The organism is Methylobacterium sp. HMF5984 (genome assembly GCF_045033435.1).
GTDB lineage: Bacteria > Pseudomonadota > Alphaproteobacteria > Rhizobiales > Beijerinckiaceae > Methylobacterium.
The window spans coordinates 335,285-355,603 of sequence record NZ_JBJFLN010000001.1; the positions used below are offsets into that span (position 1 = coordinate 335,285).

The window sequence follows — 20,319 nt, forward strand, 5'->3', positions numbered from 1 at the left end:
CCCTATTGCGAACTATCAAACATCCTCTTTATACAACCAAACTCCCTTGTCGCCTTAAACAGCTATATCAACCCGGCATAATCAACTGCACCCCGTTGTGCTTCCGCAAATCTCGCCCTTTGAGCAGGATCCATTCCGGACTAGCCAAGCACGCGCTGACTTGAGCAAACTTTCGGTATTTCAGGAACACCAAAACCCGCGAGAAAGACCGAACTCAAAGGCGGCCCACACCTGCGCCGACCGCCGCGCCTACGAACAGCCGGTCGTGCTGCCGCAGGTGTCGCACTTCAGGCAGGTTCCGTTGCGGACCAGCGTGAAGTTCGCGCATTCCGGGCAGGCCTCGCCGACGTAGCCCTTCATCTTGGCCTCGGCGCGCCGGTCGGCGACGCTGCGCTCCGGCTTGGCGAAGGGCAGGGCCTCGATCGACGTCTCCGCGTGGCCGGCGAAGTCCGGCTCCGCCTTGAGCGCGGTGGCGCCGCGCATGGCGTGGACCACGCCGCCGGCCGGGGCCGACTGGCCCGCGTTGCCGGCGCCGACGCCGACGGTCGCGCCGGACGGGCCGCCCTGGATCAGGGTCAGCCGGTCGGCCGAGCCGCGCAGCAGACCGCGGGAGACGACGCTGGCGGCCGTCTGCTGCGGCTTGCCCGCCTCGCGGGTGGTGTCGCCCTCGCCGCCGCCGAGCACGGTCGAGCCGATCTCGGAGGGGTCGACATGGGCGAGGTCCATGCGGGCGAGGTACGAGATCGCCAGCTCGCGGAAGACGTAGTCGAGGATAGAGGTCGCGTTCTTGATCGCGTCGTTGCCCTGCACGAAGCCCGCCGGCTCGAAGCGGGTGAAGGTGAAGGCCTCGACGTATTCCTCGAGCGGCACGCCGTACTGGAGCCCGAGCGAGATCGCGATGGCGAAGTTGTTCATCAGGCTTCGGAAGGCGGCGCCCTCCTTGTGCATGTCGATGAAGATCTCGCCGATGCGGCCGTCGTCGTACTCGCCGGTGCGCAGGTAGACCTTGTGGCCGCCGACGACGGCCTTCTGGGTGTAGCCCTTGCGCCGGTGCGGCAGCTTCTCGCGCGAGCGGATGCGCTCGACCCGCTCGATCACCCGCTCGACGATTCGTTCGGCGAGCTGCGTCGCCTTGGCGGCGGCCGGCGCCTGCACCAGCGCCTCGACCATGTCCTCCTCGTCGTCCTCGTCCTGGATCAGGGCCGAGTTCAGCGGCTGCGACAGCTTGGAGCCGTCGCGGTAGAGCGCGTTGGCCTTGAGCGCCAGGCGCCAGGACAGGGTGTAGGCCGCCTTGCAATCCTCGACCGTGGCGTCGTTGGGCATGTTGATGGTCTTGGAGATCGCCCCCGAGATGAAGGGCTGCGCCGCCGCCATCATGCGGATGTGGCTGTCGACCGAGAGGTAGCGCTTGCCGATCCGCCCGCACGGGTTGGCGCAGTCGAACACCGCGTAGTGCTCCTGCTTCAGCCCCGGCGCGCCCTCGAGCGTCATCGCCCCGCAGATGTGGGTGTTGGCGGCCTCGACGTCCTTCCGCGAGAAGCCGAGGAACGGCAGCAGCTCGAAGGTCGGGTCGGAGAGCCTGTCCGCCGGCACCTTCAGGGTGTCGGTGAGGAAGGCGTCGCCCAACGTCCAGCGGTTGAACACGAACTTGATGTCGAAGGCCGACTTCAGGCCCGCCTCGATCGCGGCGATCTTGTCGTCGGTGAAGCCCTTGGCCCGCAGGGAGCCCGGGTTGATCGCCGGCGCCTGGCCCATCGAGCCGTGGCCGACCGCGTAGGCCTCGATCTCGGCGATCTCGGATTCGCGGTAGCCGAGCGCGCGCAGCGCATCCGGCGCGGCCTGGTTGATGATCTTGAAGTAGCCGCCGCCGGCGAGCTTCTTAAACTTCACCAGGGCGAAGTCGGGCTCGATGCCGGTGGTGTCGCAATCCATGACGAGGCCGATCGTGCCGGTCGGCGCCAGCACCGTCGCCTGCGCGTTGCGATAGCCGTGCTCCTCGCCGAGCCGCAGGGCGCGGTCCCAGGCGGCGCGGGCGTGGTCGCCGAGATTGCCCTGCGGGATGTTGGCGTGGTCGAGCGGCACCGGGGCGATCGAGAGGAACTCGTAGCCCTCCGCCTCGCCGTGCGCCGCGCGGCGGTGGTTGCGGATCACCTTGAGCATGGCGTCCGCGTTGTCCTCGTAGGCCGGAAAGGCCCCGAGCTCCGCGGCCATCTCGGCCGAGGTGGCGTAGGACACGCCGGTCATGATCGCGGTCAGCGCGCCGGCCAGCGCCCGGCCCTTATCCGAGTCGTAGGGCAGGCCCATCGTCATCAGCAGGCCGCCGATGTTGGCGTAGCCGAGGCCGAGCGTGCGGTACCTGTAGGAGAGCTCGGCGATCTCCTTCGACGGGAACTGCGCCATCGTCACCGAGATCTCGAGCACCACCGTCCAGAGGCGGTTGAGGTGCTCGAACGCCTCGACGTCGAACTGCTTGGTCTGGCGGTCGTACATCGTCAGCAGGTTGGCCGAGGCCAGGTTGCAGGCGGTGTCGTCGAGGAACATGTACTCGGAGCACGGGTTCGAGGCCCGGATCCGCCCGCCGGTCGGGCAGGTGTGCCAGTCGTTCATCGTGGTGTTGAAGTGCAGGCCCGGATCAGCCGAGGCCCAGGCCGCCTCGCCGATCTTCTCCCACAGCTCGCGCGCCGGCAGGGTCTTGGTCGTCTTGCCGGTGGTGCGGGCCTTCAGCTCCCAGGGCGCGTCGGTCTCGACCGCGCGCAGGAAGTCGTCGGTCAGCGAGACCGAGTTGTTGGAGTTCTGGCCGGCCACCGTGAGGTAGGCCTCCGAGTCCCAGTCGGTGTCGTAGACCGGGAAGTCGATCTTGGTGAAGCCTTGGCGGGCGAACTGGATCACCCGCTTGGTGTAGGAATCCGGCACGGCGTCCTTGCGGGCGGCCTTCACGGCCTTCTTCAGGGCCGGGTTGCGCTCGGGGTCGAAGCAGGCGTCGCCTTCCGCCTCGCACTGGGTGCAGGCCTTCATCACCGCGGCGAGGTGCTTGGAGACGATCTTGGAGCCGGTCACCAGCGCGGCGACCTTCTGCTCCTCCTTCACCTTCCAGTCGATGTACTGCTCGATGTCCGGGTGGTCGATGTCGACGATGACCATCTTGGCCGCGCGCCGGGTGGTGCCGCCGGACTTGATCGCGCCGGCCGCCCGGTCGCCGATCTTGAGGAAGGACATCAGGCCGGACGACTTGCCGCCGCCGCCGAGTTTTTCGTTTTCTCCACGAAGCATCGAAAAATTCGAGCCGGTGCCGGAGCCGTACTTGAACAGGCGCGCCTCGCGGACCCACAGGTCCATGATGCCGCCCTCGTTGACGAGGTCGTCCTGCACGCCCTGGATGAAGCAGGCATGCGGCTGCGGGTGCTCGTAGGACGAGGCGGACTTGGTCAGCTCGCCGCTGCGGTAGTCGACGTAGTAATGGCCCTGGGCCGGGCCGTCGATGCCGTAGGCCCAATGCAGGCCGGTGTTGAACCATTGCGGCGAGTTCGGCGCGACCATCTGCTTGGCGAGCATGAAGCGCAGCTCGTCGAGGAACGCGGAGGCGTCCTCCTCAGAGGTGAAGTAGCCGCCCTTCCAGCCCCAGTAGGTCCAGCAGCCGGCCAGGCGGTCGAACACCTGCGTCGCCGACGTCTCGGAGCCGGTGCGCTCGGCCTCGGGCAGCTCGCCGAGCGCCGCCTCGTCCGGCACCGAGCGCCACAGGAAGGACGGGACGTCGTTCTCCTCGACCCTTTTCAGGCGCGCCGGCACGCCGGCCTTGCGGAAGTACTTCTGCGCCAGCACGTCGCTCGCGACCTGGCTCCAGCTCTCGGGCACCGAGATCCCGTCGAGGCGGAAGACGGTCGAGCCGTCCGGGTTGCGGATCTCGGACAGTGCCTTGCGGAACGGGATCGCCGCATAAGGCGAGGAACCGGACGTGGTGTAACGACGCTCGAACCGCATGAGACGCACCTCTCCCGACGAGGCGCAGAGGCGCCCCGGGGTTGAATCCGGAGATCCGAAGAGCCGAATCCGGGCGCCTGAAGCGACGCTGCCCGGATCGGCCGACGTTGGTAAGAAGGTGGCTGGACGCGCACGGATCGAACGGATCGGCGCTCCCGAACCATGACCCGGACATTAACGCCGGGCCGGCCTTCACGTCAACAAGTGGTGTTCGGCCTCCCGGTTCCACGCTAGATGTTGTGGTCTTGGCGGTAAAATTGTGGATAAGTCGGCGCCGGCCGTAAGTGCTGTTTCCGCCTCCTGGATTTCGCGCGGAAAATTTTTGCGTCCACAGCGTCGTCGGGGCGCCCGAAAACGCCCGCGCCGCGCCGCCGCGCCGGCATGGCCGCCGGGCAACGGGGCCGGTCCGCGGCGACGCCCGCCCGGCGGCGTCACCGGCGCCCGGACTCGGGTTTCGGACTTGGTTCTGGACTTGCGGGCACCCGCTGCTCATAACCGCGCTCTGCATGCGCAGCCCGGATCGCGATCCCCGGCCGCGCGTGCGAGCAGGCTTCGGAGACGGCGATGGCGCTCAAGGACACGCTTCTGCGCATCTTCACGTGGTGGAACGGGCAGACGATGTCGCTCGCGCTCTACACCGCGCGCAGCGGCAACTTCGTCGGCAGCGACGACCACGGCAACAAGTACTACCGCGCGCAAGGGGCGCTGATCGACCGCTCGGTCGGCTCGGAGCGGCGCTGGGTGGTCTACAACGGCTACGCCGACGCCTCGAAGGTCCCGCCCGGCTGGCGCGGCTGGCTCTGCCACAACATCGAGCTGCCGCCGAGCGAGGAGGCCTACACCCCGCGCGAGTGGCAGAAGCCCCACGTCGAGAACATGACCGGCACGGCCGACGCCTACCGCCCGAAGGGCTCGCAGCTCTCCTGGGGCGCCCGCCCCGCCGCCACCGGCGACTACGTGCCGTGGACGCCGGGCGAATAGCCCCCCACCAGTCCGGCCGGCACGTCTCCCCTCCGGTTGGATAGGCCTCCGAGGCCGGATCTGCTTTGACGACCCGGTCTCCGTCATTCCGGGGCTGCGCAGCAGAGCCCGGAATCCAGGGCCGCCGCGAGGCGCAGACTGGAGCGAGACCCGCGGCGCTGGATCCCGGGCTCGCCTCCGGCGCCCCGGGATGACGGGGAGGGGCCGGAAACGAGACCTGCAGGCCCTGTCCGCCCGCGTCGCGACCACGGAGGCCGCGCCCTTTTTCCACCACCGTTTCCGTATTGAACGCGTCGATCCGCCGGCCGCGCGCCGCGTCGTTCACTTGCCGAGAGGGGCGTGCCTTGAGCCGCATCACCGCACGGGCCGCGTTCGGCCTCGCCGCCCTCGCGCTCTGCGCAGGCCCGGCCTCCGCCGACAAGATCAAGAACCCGACCGCGGTGTTCTCCGGCCTCGACAAGATCACCGGCCGCATCGTCTCGTTCGAGGTGGCGGTGGACGAGACCGTGCAGTTCGGCGCGCTGCAGCTCACCCCGCGGGTCTGCTACACCCGGCCGCCGACCGAGAGCGCCAAGACCACGGCCTTCCTCGAGGTCGACGAGGTGACGCTGGAGAACAAGTACCGCCGGATCTTCACCGGCTGGATGTTCGCCTCGAGCCCCGGCCTGCACGCGATCGAGCACCCGATCTACGACGTGTGGCTGGTGGATTGTAAGGGCGGCAGCGACATCATCGCCGAGGCGCGCGAGCAGGAGGACGTGCCGGCGATGGCCGCCAAGCCCGAGCGCAAGCGCGGCACGAAGGACGCCGCCAAGACCGTGCAGCAGGTCAACTCCGCCGGCCAGGTCGACGTCGAGGCGCCGCGCGGCGTCCCGGTCCAGCCGCGCCAGAAGCCCTCGCGCAAGTTCTTCCCGTCGAACGAGGGCCCGGCCCCGGCCCCGCCGCAGCCCCCGCAGCCGCAATCGATCTTCGACGCGATCTTCCGCTGACCGCATCCCCCCTTTCCCTCCCCCCTGAAGCGGGGGAGGGAAGGGGAGCCTCACGCCTCCGCGGAGCCCGGCCCGAGGGCGGCCAGGGCCTGCGCCCCTCCGACGCTGCCGTCCGTCGGCCAGGCGTTCCAGTCGGCGGCGTGGCCCAGCGCCTCGGCGAGCCGGCGCTTGTAGACGTGGCGCGGCAGCTCCTCGGCGCCGAACTGGGCGAGGTGCTCGGTGACGAACTGGGTGTCGGCGAGGCGGTATCCGCCGGCGCGGAGCCGTCCCATCAGGTGGACGAGGGCGACCTTCGAGGCGTCGCGCACCTCGTGGAACATGCTCTCGCCGAAGAAGGCCGCCCCCATCGAGACCCCGTAGAGGCCGCCGACGAGCCGGCGCGGCTCGCCGGCGTAGACCTCGATCGTGTGGGCGTGGCCGCGGTCGAACAGCGCGCCGTAGAGCTCGCGGATGCGGCCGTTGATCCAGGTGCGCTCGCTCTCGCGGCGCGGGGCGGCGCAGCCGCCGATCACGCCGTCGAAGTCGGTGTCGCTGCGGACCTCGAACACGTCCGAGCGCACCGTGCGCGCGAGCCGCTTCGACACGCGGAACCCGTCGAGCGGCAGCACCCCGCGGGCGCGGGGCTCGACCCAGTACAGCGTCGGGTCGTCGGCGTCCTCGGCCATCGGGAAGATGCCGGCGGCGTAGGCCTTGAGAAGGATCTCGGGCGTGATCTCCACGCGGGTGCCGTCGTGCATGGCGGCGATTCTGGCGTGCGCGCGTCCGGAACGCCAGTGGGGCGGCCGCGCAAATCCACGGCGCCGACGCCGCGGGCCCGACCGGCCGGCGATCGCGATCCTTCTGCGGTTCGATCCGTCCGCATCAGGACCGACCTGCAGGGGCGGCGATCTTTGGAAGCACATCCCCGGCCGCATTGGCTAGGATCATCAGCATCGAACCCAAGAGGTGGCAGCACGCCGCCCGGAGGCCGGCATGATCGTCGCCATGCGCAAGTCCCGACCCGAGGCCCGTCCGATCCCGTCGTGTCGTCGCACCGACGGCACGGGGAAGGATCGCAACACGGCACGGAAGGACGACGGCGATGGGCCATCACGACACGGCATTTGACGCATCCGGCGCGGGACGGACATTCGGATCCCGCACCTTCGCCCTGGCCGCGCGGGCGCACCGCCGGCATTACGGCCGGGCCGCCTTCGCCACCGCCATCGACGACGGCCTGATGCCCGACGAGGTGCGCGGCATCCTGGCCGGCCGCAGGATCGTCGACGCCTTCCCGGTGCGCCGGGGCGAGAGCCCGCCGGCCTATGCCGGCCGCGCCGTGGCCGAGATGATGGTCGCCTACCTCGCGAGCGAGACGCCCTGAGCGGCGAAGCGCCCTCGCGGGCGACCCGGCCGACGCGGTCGGCCCGACCCTGATCCCACCCCGAAGTCCAGTCCCACCCCGAAGTCCAGCCATCGGACGACCTGCGCGACGCCGCAGGCGAGAGGTTTCGGCATGCCGATCCACACCCGTCGCCGCATCCCATCCCGGTTCGCGTTCGCCTGCGCCGCCTCCGCCCTCGGCCTCGGTTGCCTCGTCGGCGCGGGCTCGGCCGACACGCGGACCTCCCTGCGGATGGCCTTCGCCGGCGCCTCGACCGATCTGGCGCAGCGTTTCGCCCCGGCGGACGCGGCGGCGCGGGTCGCCCTCGGGCCGGGCGGGGCGGACGTGCGGGTGGCCGGCGACCTGATGGACGGCGTCGCGCTGCGGGTCGAGGCCCTTCTGGCGGCGAACCCGCAGGCCCGCCGCATCCACCTCACCAGCGGCGGCGGCCTGGTCGAGGAGGGCCTGGCGCTGGGGGCGCTGATCGCCGAGCACGGGCTCGACACCTACGTCCCCGACGAATGCGCCTCGGCCTGCACCCTGGCCTTCGTCCGCGGCCGCGCGCGCTACCTCGGCACGGCCGGGCGCCTCGGCTTCCACGCCCCCTACGAGGCCGGCCTGTTCGGGCAGACCTTCGCCGTCGACGCCAGCCCCGAGCGGGCGGCCTATCGCGACGCCGGCCTCGCCGCGGACTTCACGGCGGAGGCGCTGGCGGTCGCCTCCGACGACATTTGGATGCCGGATGCTGAGCGCCTGATCCGGGCCGGCGCCGTCACCGAGGTGGTGGAGCCCGACCGCTTCCCCGACTCGACCCTCGACGACGACGACGGCCCGGAGGCGGCCCGCGCGCAGGTGCTGCGCAACCTGCCGATCCTCGCGCAGGCCGACCCCGCCGCCCTCGACCGCATCGCCGCCTGGTACCGCGACGGCTACCGGAACGGGCGCTCGGAAGCGGACGCCTTCGACGGGTTGCGCGCCCGGGCGAACGACCACCTCAGGGTCCTGTTCCGCCGGGCCGACGACGCGACCATCCGGGCGCTCGGGCATGCGGCGCTCGCAGCGTCGCGGGCGGTGGGGGCGGGCGACGGTGATGCGTGCGAAGCCATCGCCGGCGGCGACGTGGTCGCGATCGACGAGGCCCTGCGGCACGCCGCGCACCCGGTGCCGAGCCTGCCGGCGCTGATCGTGCAGGCGCGACGGCAGAATGCGGCGCCGACCGAGGGAGCCGCCGCGGGCGACGACGCCCGCCCGCGCCGGCACGCCCGGCGCCCGCCGGCGCGCTGCGCGGCCCGGATCGCGGCGCTGCGGCAGGCGCTGGACCGCCCGGCCCGCGAGGCGGCGGCCGAGGTGCGGGGGCTGCTCCTGACGGAGGCGCCGCAGGTCGCCGCGATCGCCGCGCCGTGAGCCTCGCGCGCCGTCCGTCGCCGGGCGACGACCGGTTCCGTCAGCCGCGAAACCGCGGGGACCGGAAGACGAAGGCCGTGGCCGCCCCCGGCACCGGTGAGGATGCGCGGCGCCCGCCGGAGCCGGCGCCGCGGTAAGCCGAGGCTGCACCCCTGATCCGGATTGCGGGCGTGGCCGCTGTCCGGCCGGGGCCGTTTCGGAGCGGACGCGTCCACGCGTCCCTCCCCTCGACGGATCACGGGCTTGCCCGGAATCCGCATCGCTTGCGTGCCCGATTCCGCGTGCCCCCGGTTCGGGCGGGCCCGATTTTGGGGGGGCGGGAAGATCCGAGCGGTGCCCGGGCCGTCTCCCGGCCCGGGCGTCGTCTCACGCCGCCTCGAGCAGGCGGCGGGCGATGACCTGGGCCTGGATCTCGGCCGCGCCCTCGAAGATCGAGAGGATGCGGGCGTCGCAGAGCACGCGGCTGACGGCGTACTCGAGCGCGAAGCCGTTGCCGCCGTGGATCTGCAGGGCGTTGTCGGCCGCCGCCCAGGCGACGCGGGCGCCGAGGAGCTTCGCCATGCCGGCCTCGAGGTCGCAGCGCTTGCCCTCGTCCTTCTCGCGGGCCGAGAAGTAGGTGAGCTGGCGGGCGATGTTGATCTCCACCGCCATCATCGCAAGCTTGTCGGCGACCCGCGGGAAGCTGATCAGGGCTTTTCCGAACTGCATCCGCTCCTCGGCGTAGCGAAGGCCGAGGTCGAGGGCCGACTGGGCGACGCCGATGGCGCGGGCCGCGGTCTGGATGCGGGCCGACTCGAAGGTCTGCATCAGTTGGGCGAAGCCCTTGCCCTCGACCTCGCCGAGGAGGTTGTTGCCCGGCACCTCGAAGTTCTCGAAGGCGAGCTCGTACTCCTTCATGCCGCGGTAGCCGAGCACGTGGATCTCGCCGCCGGTGAGGCCCTGGACCGGGAACGGCTCCGCGTCGGTGCCGCGGGGCTTCTCGGCGATCAGCATCGACAGGCCGCGGTGGCCCTTCTCCTCGGGCTTGGTGCGGACCAGCACCGTCATGATGTCGGCGCGGACGGGATGGGTGATCCAGGTCTTGTTGCCGGAGATCTTCCAGGTCTCGCCGTCCTTCACCGCCTTGGTGCGCAGCGAGGCGAGGTCCGAGCCGGTGTTCGGCTCGGTGAACACGGCCGTCGGCAGGATGTCGCCCGAGGCGATCTTGGGCAGGAAGCGCTGCTTCTGCTCCTCGGTGCCGCCGCACAGGATCAGCTCGGCGGCGATCTCCGAGCGGGTGCCGAGGGAGCCGACGCCGATATAGGCGCGCGACAGCTCCTCGGAGACGACGCACATCGAGATCTTCGGCAGGCCCATGCCGCCGTATTCCTCCGGGATCGTCAGGCCGAAGACGCCGAGCTCGGCCATCTTGGTGACGATCTCCATCGGGATGTAGTCGTTCTTGAGGTGCCACTCGTGCGCCTGGGACACCACCTCGGCCTTGCCGAAACGGCGCATCTCGGAGCGGATCGCCTCCATGTCCTCGTCGAGGCCGGAATCTCCGACGGTGGCCGACGCCACGCCGTCCCGGATCTTCTGGACCAGGGCGGCGCGGTTCTCCGGGGTGTTGCCGTCGGCGATCAGCGCCTCGACCGCGTCGGTGCGGAACAGCTGCACCTCGCGGGCGGTGAGCCCGAGCGAGCCGACCGGGCGCACCATCTCGCCCTGGCTCATCGGGATGCCCGAGACCATCTGCTCGAGGTACTCGCCCGCGCCGATCTTCACGAGCAGCGTCTCGGTCTCGCCGAGGCGGCCGGCCGCGCGCAGGTTGGCGGCGTAGGTGCCGAGCTCGCGCACCGCCTCGCCGTAGGTGGCGATCCAGGCGAGGCCGTGGGCGGCGTGCTGCTCGGCCTCCAGCTTGGCGGCGTCGACCTTGCCGTCCGTGCCCAGCACGCGGGTGCGGACCCGGCGGGTCGCCTCGGCGACGAGACGTTTCGCGGATTCGCCGGCGGCCTGCGTGAGGGCGACGAGATCCTGCGGCTCGGGCTGGAAGGCGGGCGAAGCGGACATGGCTAGCACTTTCGTCTGAACGTTTCCGGTTGCGAGCAATATAGGCCCGATCCACCGGGACGTAGCAAATTCTTGAGGCTCGGAGCCGCAATTCGTCTTGAATTTTCTATCCAGTCGCGTGCAATTTTCCTCAACGCCGCAACCGGTTGGCGAAACCGGCGCGACGTCGCGGGTGCCGTCGCCGCGCCCTCTCGCCTAGCCTCGGTTCGCCACCGCGACGCCGATCGCGGCCACCGCCATGCCGGCGACCTGGAGCCCGGTCAGCGCCTCGCCGAACATCAGGTAGGCCATGGTCGCCGAGACCGGCGGCACCAGGAACAGCAGCGCCGAGACGCCGGCCACCGCGCCGCGCCGGATCAGCACGAGCAGCAGCAGGATCCCGGCGACGGAGCTGACCAGCACCGACCACGCCATCCCGAGCCAGACCGGCAGCAGCGGCGGCACGGCGAGGCCGTCGCCCGACAGCAGCGCCAGCGGCACCGCGACGCCGCAGGCGCCGACGAACTGCAGGGTCGCGGTGGCCAGCAGGTCGGCGTCGGCACCGGTGCGCTTCTGCCAGAGCGTGCCGAGCGTGATCGCGGCGACCGCGCCGGCGCACGCGGCGAGCGCGACCGGCGGGATGCCGGCCGGGTCGGCGGCGCCGATCTTCGGGGCGAGCACGAGCCCGGCCCCGAGGAAGCCGAGCCCGATTCCGCACCAGCGGCGCAGGCTCACCGCCTCGCCGAGCACCGGCCCGGCCAGCATCGCCGTCGCCAGCGGCTGCAGGCTGCCGACGAGGGCCGCGATCCCCGCGGGCAGGCCGCGATGGATCGCCCAGAACACGCCGACGATGTAGCAGCCCTGCATCAGCACGCCCGCGACCATCGCGTCGCGCCATCCCGCGCGGGTCCGCGGCCAGCGGGCGCGAAGCGCGAGGGCGATCGCGCCGAGCACCAGGGCCACGCCGATCACCCGCAACGCCACGAAGGGCAGCGGCTGGGCATGGGGGGCCACGAACCGGGCCGCGATGAAGCCGGTCGCCCAGATCAGGACGAACAGGCTCGGGATCAGGACGTTTGCGAGGAGGGCGGGCATGGTGCCGCGCAGGCAGCACGCGCCGTCCGCGCTGACAACCGAAAAAGCCGGGGCGCCCCCGCCCCGGGACAGGGGGCGCCCCGCCGTTGCCCGAAGGCTTCACCCCGGCACCGAACGCCGCCCCCCGGCCCTCGACGCGTTGACGGGGACGGGAACGCGATCACGTATCCGAAAAACGCATCCTCCATCGGGTAGCATCGCCGCACGTGACAAACGCTTTGACGGAAGGATCTCGGCGATCACCGCGCATCCCCTCGCCCCGCACGCGGGGAGAGGCTCGCACGGACCTCGTCGTCCGTGCGGGAAGCGCAGGCGAAGCCGGAGCGGCGGTGAGGGGGCGGCCCCGAAAGAGCCTCCTCCGTCGACGCCCCCTCACCATCGGCTGCCGCCGCGCTTTGCCGACGACGTGGTCGGCAAAGCCCCCTCCCCGCGTGCGGGGAGCGGGGAGGGCGGCATGAAACCCCTCCGTACCGCCCTCGAGGTCGCGGGCATCGCCGCGCAGCGCTTCGTCTCCCATGACGGCTGGGCGATCGCGAGCCACATCGCGCTGTCGATCCTGACCTCGCTGTTCCCGTTCCTGATCCTGCTCGCGGCGCTCGCGGGGCTGCTCGGCACCAAGTCCCTGGCCGACGAGGCCGGCCTGCTAATCTTCGACGCGTGGCCGCGGGAGGTCGCCAAGCCGATCGTCGGCGAGGTCCACCGGGTGCTCACCGAGCAGCGCGGCGGGGTGCTGACGGTCGGCGCGCTGCTGGCGCTGTACTTCTCGTCCTCCGGCGTCGAGAGCCTGCGGGTGGGCCTGAACCGCGCCTACGGCCTGCGCGAGATGCGGCCGTGGTGGCTGACCCGGCTCGAATCGATCGGCTACGTCGTCTGCGGCGCCTGCGCGATGCTGGCCTTCGCGCTGCTAGTGGTGCTCGGCCCGCTGATCTGGCGCAACGTCGTCCTCGTCGCGCCGGGGCTCGAGCCCCTGGGCCTCACCGTCGCGATCGCCCGGATCGGCATCACCGCGCTGCTGCTTGCCGCGGTGCTGATCATCGCCCACAAGTTCGTCGCCGCCGGCCGGCGCTCGTTCCTGGCGGTGCTGCCGGGCATCGGCGTAACGCTGCTGCTGTGGTTCTTCGCCGGGCTCGGCTTCGGGTTCTACCTCGACCGCTTCTCGAACGCCTACGCCTCGACCTACGGCGGCCTCGCCACCGCGATGGTGTTCCTGGTGTTCCTGTACTGGCTCGCGGCGATGTTCCTGTTCGGCGGCGAGATCAACGGCACCGTGATCGCGGCCAAGCGCAGCCGGCTGCGGGCGCGGATGCACGCGCGCCAGGCGCGTCCGCCGGTTGCCTAGGACGAGACGCTTTGCCGGGAACCGAGTCCGCCTCGGGCTGTTGGCCCCAGGACTCCATGTGATCCGAAACCTCATCCGGTCAGCTTCCCCGAAACGGGAGGCGGGCCGTTTTCTTTTGGCCGCTCGCGCCGGCGTCAGCCGACGAGGTCGTCGAGCGTGACCGCGAGGGCGTCCGCGATCCTCCGAAGGGTCTCCACGGTGCCGTCGCGCTTGCCGGTCTCGATCTGCGAGAGGAACGGTTGGGCGATGCCGGCCTGTGCCGCGAGCGCCGCGATCGTGAGCCCGCGATGCTCGCGCCAGACCCGGATGCGGTTGTCGCCGCCGAGCAGCCGGTCCACGACCTCGGCGGGGATCAGCTCCTCCTCGCCGGTCGCAAGCTTCAGGCGGAACTGCGCGACGGCGGCCTGGTCGGCCGCGTCCTCCGCGGCCTGGGTCAGCGCGGTGTAGTCGGCCTCGCTCAGGATCACGAGTCGCTCGCCGGCCGGTGTCGTGAAGCGATGCGCGTTCATGGCAACGTCCTTCTCGGTCGGGCGCGATGGCGCGGGCATCGTGGGGATCGACCGCTCAATCGTGGGCACTTGCCCGGGGCGTCACCTTGATGATCGCGACGATCTCGCCGTCTTCGGTGAACAGGACGACCTCAGGCCGCCAGAGCCAGCACCGCTTCGCCCTCGTCCGCCTCGGCGGCCATGAACTGCGCCCGGGCGAGCTCGGCGAAGCGGCCGTTCTGCGCGACCAGGCCGTCGAAGGTGCCGCTCTCGACGATGCGGCCCTCGTGGAAGACCAGGATGCGGTCGGCGTTGCGGATCGTTGCGAGGCGGTGGGCGATGACGAAGGTGGTGCGGCCTTCCATCACGGCTTCCAGCGCGCCCTGCAGGCGGCGCTCGGTGGCGGCGTCGAGCGCGCTCGTCGCCTCGTCGAGGATCAGGATCGGCGGGTTCTTCAGGATCGCCCGGGCGATCGAGAGGCGCTGGCGCTCGCCGCCCGAGAGCGAGCGGCCGCGCTCGCCGATCACCGTGTCGAGGCCGTCGGGCTGGCGCGCCATGAAGGCGGAGGCCTGGGCGCGCTCCAGGGCGTCGAGCATCTCGGCATCGGTGGCGTCCGGGCGGCCGACCTGGAGGTTCTCGCGGATCGAGCGGGCGAACAGCATCGGCTCCTGGAACACCACGCCGATGTTGTGGCGCAGCGACGACACCGCGACGTCGCGGATGTCCATCCCGTCGATGCGGATCGCGCCGGCGCCCGGGTCGAAGCTGCGGTGCAGCAGGCCCAGCGTCGTCGACTTGCCCGAGCCGGTGGTGCCGACGAGCGCGATGGTCTCGCCGGCGCGGGCCGCGAACGACACCCCGTCGAGCGCCTTGCGGCGGCCGTCGTAGGAGAAGCCGACGCCCTCGAACTCGACCTCGCCGGCGAAGCGGGCGACCTGGACCGCGTGCGAGCGGTCGCGGACGGCCGGCACCGTGTCGAAGATCGTGAAGAACTCGGCGATCTTCGGCGCCTGCTGGAACAGGCCGTTGACGAAGCCGACCACGTGGTCGAGGCGCGTCACCAGGGCGGTGGCGAGGCTCATGAAGGCGACGACCTCGCCGACCGAGGTCTGGCCGGCCTGGTAGAGCATGATGCCGGTGACGAACACCGCGGTCATGGTGATGGTGGCCGACGCGCGGGTCGCGACGTTGGCCAGCGCCCACCACGACAGCACCGGGATCTGCGCGGCGAGCAGGTTGCCGATGATGTCGCGCATCGCGTCCTTCTCGGCCTTGGCGCGGGTGAAGGACTGGATCACGGCGACGTTGCCGAGCGCGTCGGAGGCGTGCGCGGCCAGGCCCGAATTGTAGAACTCGACCTCGCCCTGCAGCGTCTCGGTGCGGCGCATGACGAAGGTGGTCAGCGCGGTGAAGACCAGCACCAGCACGAGCAGGATCGAGCCGAGCTGCCAGTTCACGAACAGCGTCATCGGCAGCAGCACGCCGAGCGAGACCAGGGCCGCGAAGTGGTCGCGGAAGAAGCCGAGCCACAGGGCCGACATGCCGTTGGTGCCCTCCAGCATCGCCTTCAGCACGCGGCCGGAATGGTTCGCCGAGTGGAAGGCGAGCGGCAGGTCGAGGACGTGCTCGAAGTAGTTCGCCATGGTGGAGAGGCGATTGCGGTGGGCCAGCCGGTCGGCGTGGAGCGCGATGGCGACGCCCGCCGCGATGGTGAAGAAGCCGAACGCGACCCAGGCCGCGATCAGCGGCAGCATGGTCTGCAGGCCGTTGCCGCCGCGCTTGAGGTGGGTCAGCCCGTCGATGATGCGGCCCATGATCAGGGGTTCGGCGAAGGCCGCCACCGCCAGCGCGACGTTGGCGAACCCGAGGCCGATGGCGAGCCGCTTGTCGTTGCCCAGAAGGCTCAGAACGCGCGCGTATAGACGAAACAGCGACATGTCAGCTCCGAACACCGACCTCAGGCGCGCCCCGTGTTGTCCGGGCCCAGCGCGCTCTTCCCCCTCGAACCCGGTCCGCGGCTGCGGTCCGGGTCTTCCTTCTTCCGTCGCGCTCCGTCCGATCGCCGGAACGGTGAATTCGGGAATCCCGAGCTCCGGGCTCCCAAACGCTTGGCGCGACGGGACTTATGCCAGGGGCTGGCTGAACGGCGCCTGACGGATCCGCCGCGCTGCGGGGAGGCCTTTACGGTTCGTTCAGCAAGATTTCCTAACCTCGTCCCCGAGGGCTCCACAAGCGCGCGATGCGCGCAGGCGCGCGAATTTCTCGCATCGCGCGTCGTGCACGGGGATCTCGCGACCGCGACGTTCGGGCCGGCCGCGCCACAGGCCCCCGGGCCACATGATCGGGCGCCGACGGCGCCGGCCGGAACCTCGCGCGCCGACGCTGCGCCGGATGCCCGACCGCATCGCGGATCACGGGGATCGAGCCCGATCGAGGATGCGCCGACGGGGACCTGCCCCGGGCCGGCGGCTCAGCGCGCCGCGCCGATCTCGCGCAGGTACCGCGCCGTCCCGGGGTTGAGGCTCCCCGCCGGCACCGTGGCGGCGAGGTTCGCGGGATCGCTGTCGCGTCCCTGCGGCAGGCGTCCGGCCAGCCCGGCGCCGGCCCGTCCGATCGCCGCGATCAGGCGGTGGGCCGCCTCGGGGTCGAGGCCCGGCCGGGCGAGGACGAGGCTCCACGAGCCCACGGTCTCGATCGCCGAATCCTGCCCGCGGAAGCTGCCGGCCGGCACGGTCATGCGGCGCAGCGAGGGCCGCGCGGCGAGCGCCCGGTCGATCGCCTGCGGCGACGGGCCGACGAAGCGGGCGCCCCCGGGCATCGCCGCGACCGCCGCGAAACCCGGCCAGCCGATGCCGCCGCCCCAGAGCGCGGCCGCGCGCCCGTCGGCGACCATGGCCGGGCCGTCGCCGGCATGCTCCAGGAGGATCGGGACGATGTCGCGCTCCGGGTCGAGGCCGGAGGCGGCGAGCACCGCGCGGCCCATCACCGTCAGCCCGGAATTCCGGGTGCCGAGCGCGACGGGCATGCCGGCGAGGTCGGCGAGGGTACGGACCGGGCTCGCCGCCGCGACCACGAGCAGGCCGGGCGTGGCGTACATCGGCGCGACCGCGGTGAGCCGCGGGCCGTCACCCGCCGCCAGCGCGTCGTAGGCGAACTCGCCCTGCACCAGCGCGAGGTCGAGGGCGCCCTCGCGCAGCAGCCGGACGTTCTCGGCCGAGCCGCCGGTGGCGCGGGTCTCCAGGGTCAGGTCGGGGTCGACCGCGCGGACCGAGGCCGCCAGCGCCGCGCCGTAGGCCGGAAAGCCGCCGCCCGGGGTGGCGGTGCCGAGGACGAGGCGAAGCGGCTCGGCCCGCGCGGACGAGGCGAGCATCAGGCAGAGAGCGACCAGAACAGGCTTCACCCGCATCGCACGTGTCCGCCTCCGCGCCGGGGCCGTCGCTCGGCCGTCATTTCGCGGTCAGCAGCGCCCAGTAGACCTTGTACTTCGATCCGGGCGCGTAGGCGGTGGCGATGCCCATGCGGGCGGCCTTCGGATCGAGCATCACGGCGTTGTGGGGCGGGCTGTCGCGCCAGCCGGAGAAGGCCTCGGCGAGGGTGTGGTAGCCGGCCGACAGGTTGGCGTTGGCCGACGCGAAGCCGAGCCGCTCGACGGCGCCCTTCACGGTCTGCGCCTTGCTCGGCCGGTCGGCGAGCGCCATCGACGCCGCCTCGGCCTCGGCGAGCTTCTGGAGCTCGGGGTCGAGGGCGAGCGCCGCCTCGCCGCGGCCGCGGCGATAGGCCGAGATCATGTCGCGGGCGGCTTCGGTGTCGACGTGGGCCGCGTTGTTCGACAGGGGCAGGTAGAGGCTCGGCAGCGCCGCGGTGGTCTGCGTGTCGGTGGCGCACCCGGCCAGCAGCGCCGCGCCGGCGAGCAGCAGGGCGCCCGCGCCGTATCGTCCGATGCTGCCCACGTGTCCGATCCGCCGCTCGCCATCGGCCCGCGTCGATCGGGCCACCGCCGCGACATATAGGGTGCCCGGGGGCGCCGTGCAGCGGCGACGTGCATCAGGATTGACGAACCCTTCACCGGCTCGCGCTTAAGCTGTACCGAATGGAGCCGTCGATGCCGGGCCGTCCCGGCGCGCTCCGGTCCGGGTCGGGAATCGCGTGGGAATCATCGAGGCGAACCTGCGGGGCGGCTTCGTCGGTGCGACGTCGCCCGCCGCATGACCGGACCGCCCATCCACCCCGACGTCGCCGCGGCGTCGGCGACGATCCGCTCGGCCGAGGCGCAATTGCGCCTGATCCGCCGGGACGCCGAGCGGCTGGCCGAGCGCCAGCGCACCTTCGACCGGGCCGCGGCCGCGGCCGGGATCGGGGTGTGGGAATGCCGCCTGCGCGACGAGGCGATCGACTGGTCCTCCGGCGTCTACGACCTGTTCGGCATCCCGCGCGGGACGGCCCTGTCGCGCGGGCGCGCCCTCGAGCACTACCCGGAGGCCTCGCGCCGCGCCCTCGAGGCGGCCCGCTCGCGAGCGATCGCCGAGCGGACCGGCTTCCGCCTCGACGCCGAGATCCGCACCGCCGCCGGGCAACTCCGCTGGATCCGCCTGACCGCCACGGTGGAGGCGCGCGCGAGCGTCGCGGTCCGGCTGTTCGGGATCAAGCAGGACATCACCGACGAGAGGCTGGCCGCCGAGGCGGCGCGCCGACGGGCCGATCTCGACGGGATGACGGGCCTCGCCAACCGGATGTGCTTCGAGGACCGGCTCGCGTTCCTGTGCCGGCAAGGCGCGGGCCTGCTCGTTCTCGTCGACCTCGACGGCTTCAAGGCGGTCAACGACGGCTTCGGGCATGCGGCGGGCGATGCCTGCCTCCGGGAGGCGGCCGACCGCATCGCCGGGCTCTGCCGCCGGGCCGACCTCGTGGCGCGGATCGGCGGCGACGAATTCGCCATCCTGCTCGGCGGCCATGGCAGCGCGCGCGGCGCCGAAGCCCTGGCGGGGCGGATCGTCCATGCGATGGGCCGCCCGATGCAGGTCGGCGGCGTCACGATCCGGGTCGGCGCCTCGGTCGGCATCGCCGCCGTCGCGGGCGGCGGGCCGGCGGATGCCTTCGCCCGCGCCGACGCGGCGCTCTACGCCGCCAAGCGCGCCGGGCGGAACACCTTCCGCACGCACGGCGCATCGATCCGCTTCGCCTGACCGGCCGGCATCGCGCCGTCGAGCCCCGGGGGCGACGGCTACGCGCGTCCGGCTCCCGCCGCCATCGCCGCCGCCGCCGCGTCGAGCCCCCAGGCGAGGAGGTCCTTGGCTTCCGCGGCGGTCGGCGCCTCGGTGTAGCACCGCAGCTCGGGGGCGTTGCCCGAGGCGCGGAAGTGGATCGTGCGGCCGCCGCCGAGCGCGATCCGGATCCCGTCCTGCGCGTCGACCGCCTCCGGGGTGCCGACCGGCTGCAGGAAGGTCCGGCGGAACGACGCGTCGCCGAGGCTTTGCAGGAGGGCGCCGCTGCGCTCGGCCGGCGTGTCGGGCAGCCGGTCGCTCGCCATCTCGCCGACGTTCAGCGAGGCTACGAGGTCGGCCAGCGCCAGCCCCGCCTGCCGGGATGCGGCCAGCGTCGCCAGGATGGGCAGCATCGCGTCGCGCGTCGGCAGGGCGGGCAGGACCTTGTCGCCGACCGCGACGTCGGAGCCGAGCAGGAAGCCGCCGTTCGCCTCGAAGCCGGCGACCGCCTTCGCCCCCGCCCGCCGCGCCTGCTCCATGCCGGCGATGACGAAGGGCGAGCCGACGCGGGTGCGCAGCACCTGCCCGAACCCGCCGGCCTGCTCGATCGCCGAGCCGGCGGTGACGGGCACCACCACCGCGTCGACGCCGAGATGGCGCGCGGTGATCAGGCCGAGCACGTCGCCGCGCACGATCCCGCCGGCGGCGTCCGCGACCAGCGGCCGGTCGGCGTCGCCGTCGGTGGTGACCAGGGCGTCGAAGTCGCCCGAGGCCATGACCTCGGCGATGAAGGCGACGTCCTCCGGGCGGTGGGCCTCGGTGTCGATCGGGACGAAGGTCTCCGAGCGGCCGATCGGCGTGACCTCGGCGCCGAACGCCGCCAGCAGGTCGGCGAGCAGGTCGCGGGCGACCGAGCTCTGCTGGTAGGCGGCGACGCGGATCCCGCTCAGGGTGTCAGGCGGGAAGACGTCGCCGTAGCGGCGCCGGTAGCGGTCGATCACGTTCGGGTCCGGCGTCGCGGCGACGGGGGCCGCCATGGTCCCGGCCGTGGCGACGTCGCCGAGGGCGGCGAGGATCGCGACCTCGTCGGCCTTGGTGATCTCGCCGTCGGGCCGGTAGAACTTCAGGCCGTTGCGGTCCTGCGGGATGTGGCTGCCGGTGACCATCACGGCGCAGGCCCCGCGCCGCATCGCCTCGAGCGCCAGCGCCGGCGTCGGAAGCGCGCCGCAATCGATCGCCGCGAAGCCCGTCGCGGCGGCGGCGGTGGCGACGGTGGCGGCGATGCCGGCGCTGCTGTCGCGCAGGTCGCGCCCGATCACCACGGTGCGGCCCGGGCAGCACGCCGCGCCGACGGAGCGGAAGAACGCCCCGGCATAGGCGTAGCTCGGCCACCCGACGAGGTCCGTTACCAGGCCGCGCAGGCCGCTCGTCCCGAACTTCAGGCTGCTCACGA

General features: G+C 72.1%; 15 protein-coding genes. 6 read left to right on the forward strand and 9 right to left on the reverse strand.

The genetic code is table 11. The annotated features are described in order from the left end of the window. Window positions 1-249: 249 nt before the first annotated feature. Complete coding sequence (locus ACFZ8E_RS01605) at window positions 250-3,978, reverse strand: vitamin B12-dependent ribonucleotide reductase (RefSeq protein ID WP_147858943.1); 3,729 nt, start codon at window positions 3,976-3,978, stop codon at window positions 250-252. A 564-nt stretch (window positions 3,979-4,542) separates the two neighbouring features. On the opposite strand from ACFZ8E_RS01605, the gene ACFZ8E_RS01610 reads away from it, so the two are divergent. Together ACFZ8E_RS01610 and ACFZ8E_RS01615 are read left to right on the forward strand one after the other, a co-directional pair. Further along, window positions 4,543-4,959 carry an NADH:ubiquinone oxidoreductase subunit NDUFA12 gene (locus tag ACFZ8E_RS01610; RefSeq protein WP_147729816.1) on the forward strand — a complete coding sequence of 139 codons (417 nt, stop codon included), beginning with the start codon at window positions 4,543-4,545 and terminating at the stop codon, window positions 4,957-4,959. A 344-nt stretch (window positions 4,960-5,303) separates the two neighbouring features. Continuing rightward, entirely contained in the window at window positions 5,304-5,948 is a 645-nt protein-coding gene (locus ACFZ8E_RS01615; RefSeq protein WP_147729817.1) for a DUF2155 domain-containing protein, read from the forward strand. Window positions 5,949-5,998: 50 nt separating this feature from the next. On the opposite strand, the gene aat is transcribed toward ACFZ8E_RS01615, so the two are convergent. Next, window positions 5,999-6,685, reverse strand: a complete 687-nt coding sequence (gene aat, locus ACFZ8E_RS01620) for a leucyl/phenylalanyl-tRNA--protein transferase (RefSeq protein WP_405041820.1) — start codon at window positions 6,683-6,685, stop codon at window positions 5,999-6,001. Between the two features lie 344 nt (window positions 6,686-7,029). Between aat and ACFZ8E_RS01625 the strand changes: the two genes are divergently transcribed. Both ACFZ8E_RS01625 and ACFZ8E_RS01630 read left to right on the forward strand, forming a co-directional pair. Next, window positions 7,030-7,311 (forward strand): hypothetical protein, encoded by a 282-nt coding sequence (locus tag ACFZ8E_RS01625; protein WP_147729864.1) that lies wholly within the window; start codon window positions 7,030-7,032, stop codon window positions 7,309-7,311. 132 nt (window positions 7,312-7,443) lie between these two features. After that, a complete protein-coding gene (locus ACFZ8E_RS01630) occupies window positions 7,444-8,715 on the forward strand; it encodes a hypothetical protein (protein WP_405041821.1) in 1,272 nt (423 codons plus the stop codon). 366 nt (window positions 8,716-9,081) lie between these two features. Here ACFZ8E_RS01630 and ACFZ8E_RS01635 read toward each other — a convergent pair whose 3' ends face one another. Both ACFZ8E_RS01635 and ACFZ8E_RS01640 read right to left on the reverse strand, forming a co-directional pair. Further along, window positions 9,082-10,764, reverse strand: a complete 1,683-nt coding sequence (locus tag ACFZ8E_RS01635) for an acyl-CoA dehydrogenase family protein (RefSeq protein ID WP_405041822.1) — start codon at window positions 10,762-10,764, stop codon at window positions 9,082-9,084. Between the two features lie 195 nt (window positions 10,765-10,959). Further along, entirely contained in the window at window positions 10,960-11,838 is an 879-nt protein-coding gene (locus ACFZ8E_RS01640) for a DMT family transporter (protein ID WP_147860325.1), read from the reverse strand. Window positions 11,839-12,292: 454 nt separating this feature from the next. On the opposite strand from ACFZ8E_RS01640, the gene ACFZ8E_RS01645 reads away from it, so the two are divergent. Further along, the gene (locus tag ACFZ8E_RS01645; protein WP_147844290.1) at window positions 12,293-13,177 is read left to right on the forward strand and encodes a YihY/virulence factor BrkB family protein; all 885 of its coding nucleotides are present in this window, start codon (window positions 12,293-12,295) and stop codon (window positions 13,175-13,177) included. A 134-nt stretch (window positions 13,178-13,311) separates the two neighbouring features. Here ACFZ8E_RS01645 and ACFZ8E_RS01650 read toward each other — a convergent pair whose 3' ends face one another. The 4 genes from ACFZ8E_RS01650 to ACFZ8E_RS01665 form a co-directional block, all read right to left on the reverse strand. After that, the gene (locus ACFZ8E_RS01650; RefSeq protein ID WP_405041823.1) at window positions 13,312-13,686 is read right to left on the reverse strand and encodes a helix-turn-helix domain-containing protein; all 375 of its coding nucleotides are present in this window, start codon (window positions 13,684-13,686) and stop codon (window positions 13,312-13,314) included. A 131-nt stretch (window positions 13,687-13,817) separates the two neighbouring features. Then, on the reverse strand, window positions 13,818-15,602 hold the full coding sequence (locus ACFZ8E_RS01655) for a glucan ABC transporter ATP-binding protein/ permease (RefSeq protein ID WP_147728370.1): 1,785 nt from the start codon (window positions 15,600-15,602) through the stop codon (window positions 13,818-13,820). A 533-nt stretch (window positions 15,603-16,135) separates the two neighbouring features. After that, window positions 16,136-17,071, reverse strand: coding sequence for a TAXI family TRAP transporter solute-binding subunit (locus ACFZ8E_RS01660; RefSeq protein WP_405041824.1), 936 nt, complete (start codon window positions 17,069-17,071; stop codon window positions 16,136-16,138). A 40-nt stretch (window positions 17,072-17,111) separates the two neighbouring features. Continuing rightward, entirely contained in the window at window positions 17,112-17,615 is a 504-nt protein-coding gene (locus ACFZ8E_RS01665; RefSeq protein ID WP_147729617.1) for a CAP domain-containing protein, read from the reverse strand. A gap of 255 nt (window positions 17,616-17,870) precedes the next feature. Here ACFZ8E_RS01665 and ACFZ8E_RS01670 point away from each other — a divergent pair, with 255 nt between their 5' ends. Further along, a complete protein-coding gene (locus ACFZ8E_RS01670; RefSeq protein ID WP_405041825.1) occupies window positions 17,871-18,848 on the forward strand; it encodes a diguanylate cyclase domain-containing protein in 978 nt (325 codons plus the stop codon). Window positions 18,849-18,886: 38 nt separating this feature from the next. Here the strand turns inward: ACFZ8E_RS01670 and ACFZ8E_RS01675 are convergent, their stop codons facing one another. Further along, a complete protein-coding gene (locus ACFZ8E_RS01675; protein ID WP_405041827.1) occupies window positions 18,887-20,317 on the reverse strand; it encodes a phosphomannomutase in 1,431 nt (476 codons plus the stop codon). Window positions 20,318-20,319: the final 2 nt, after the last annotated feature.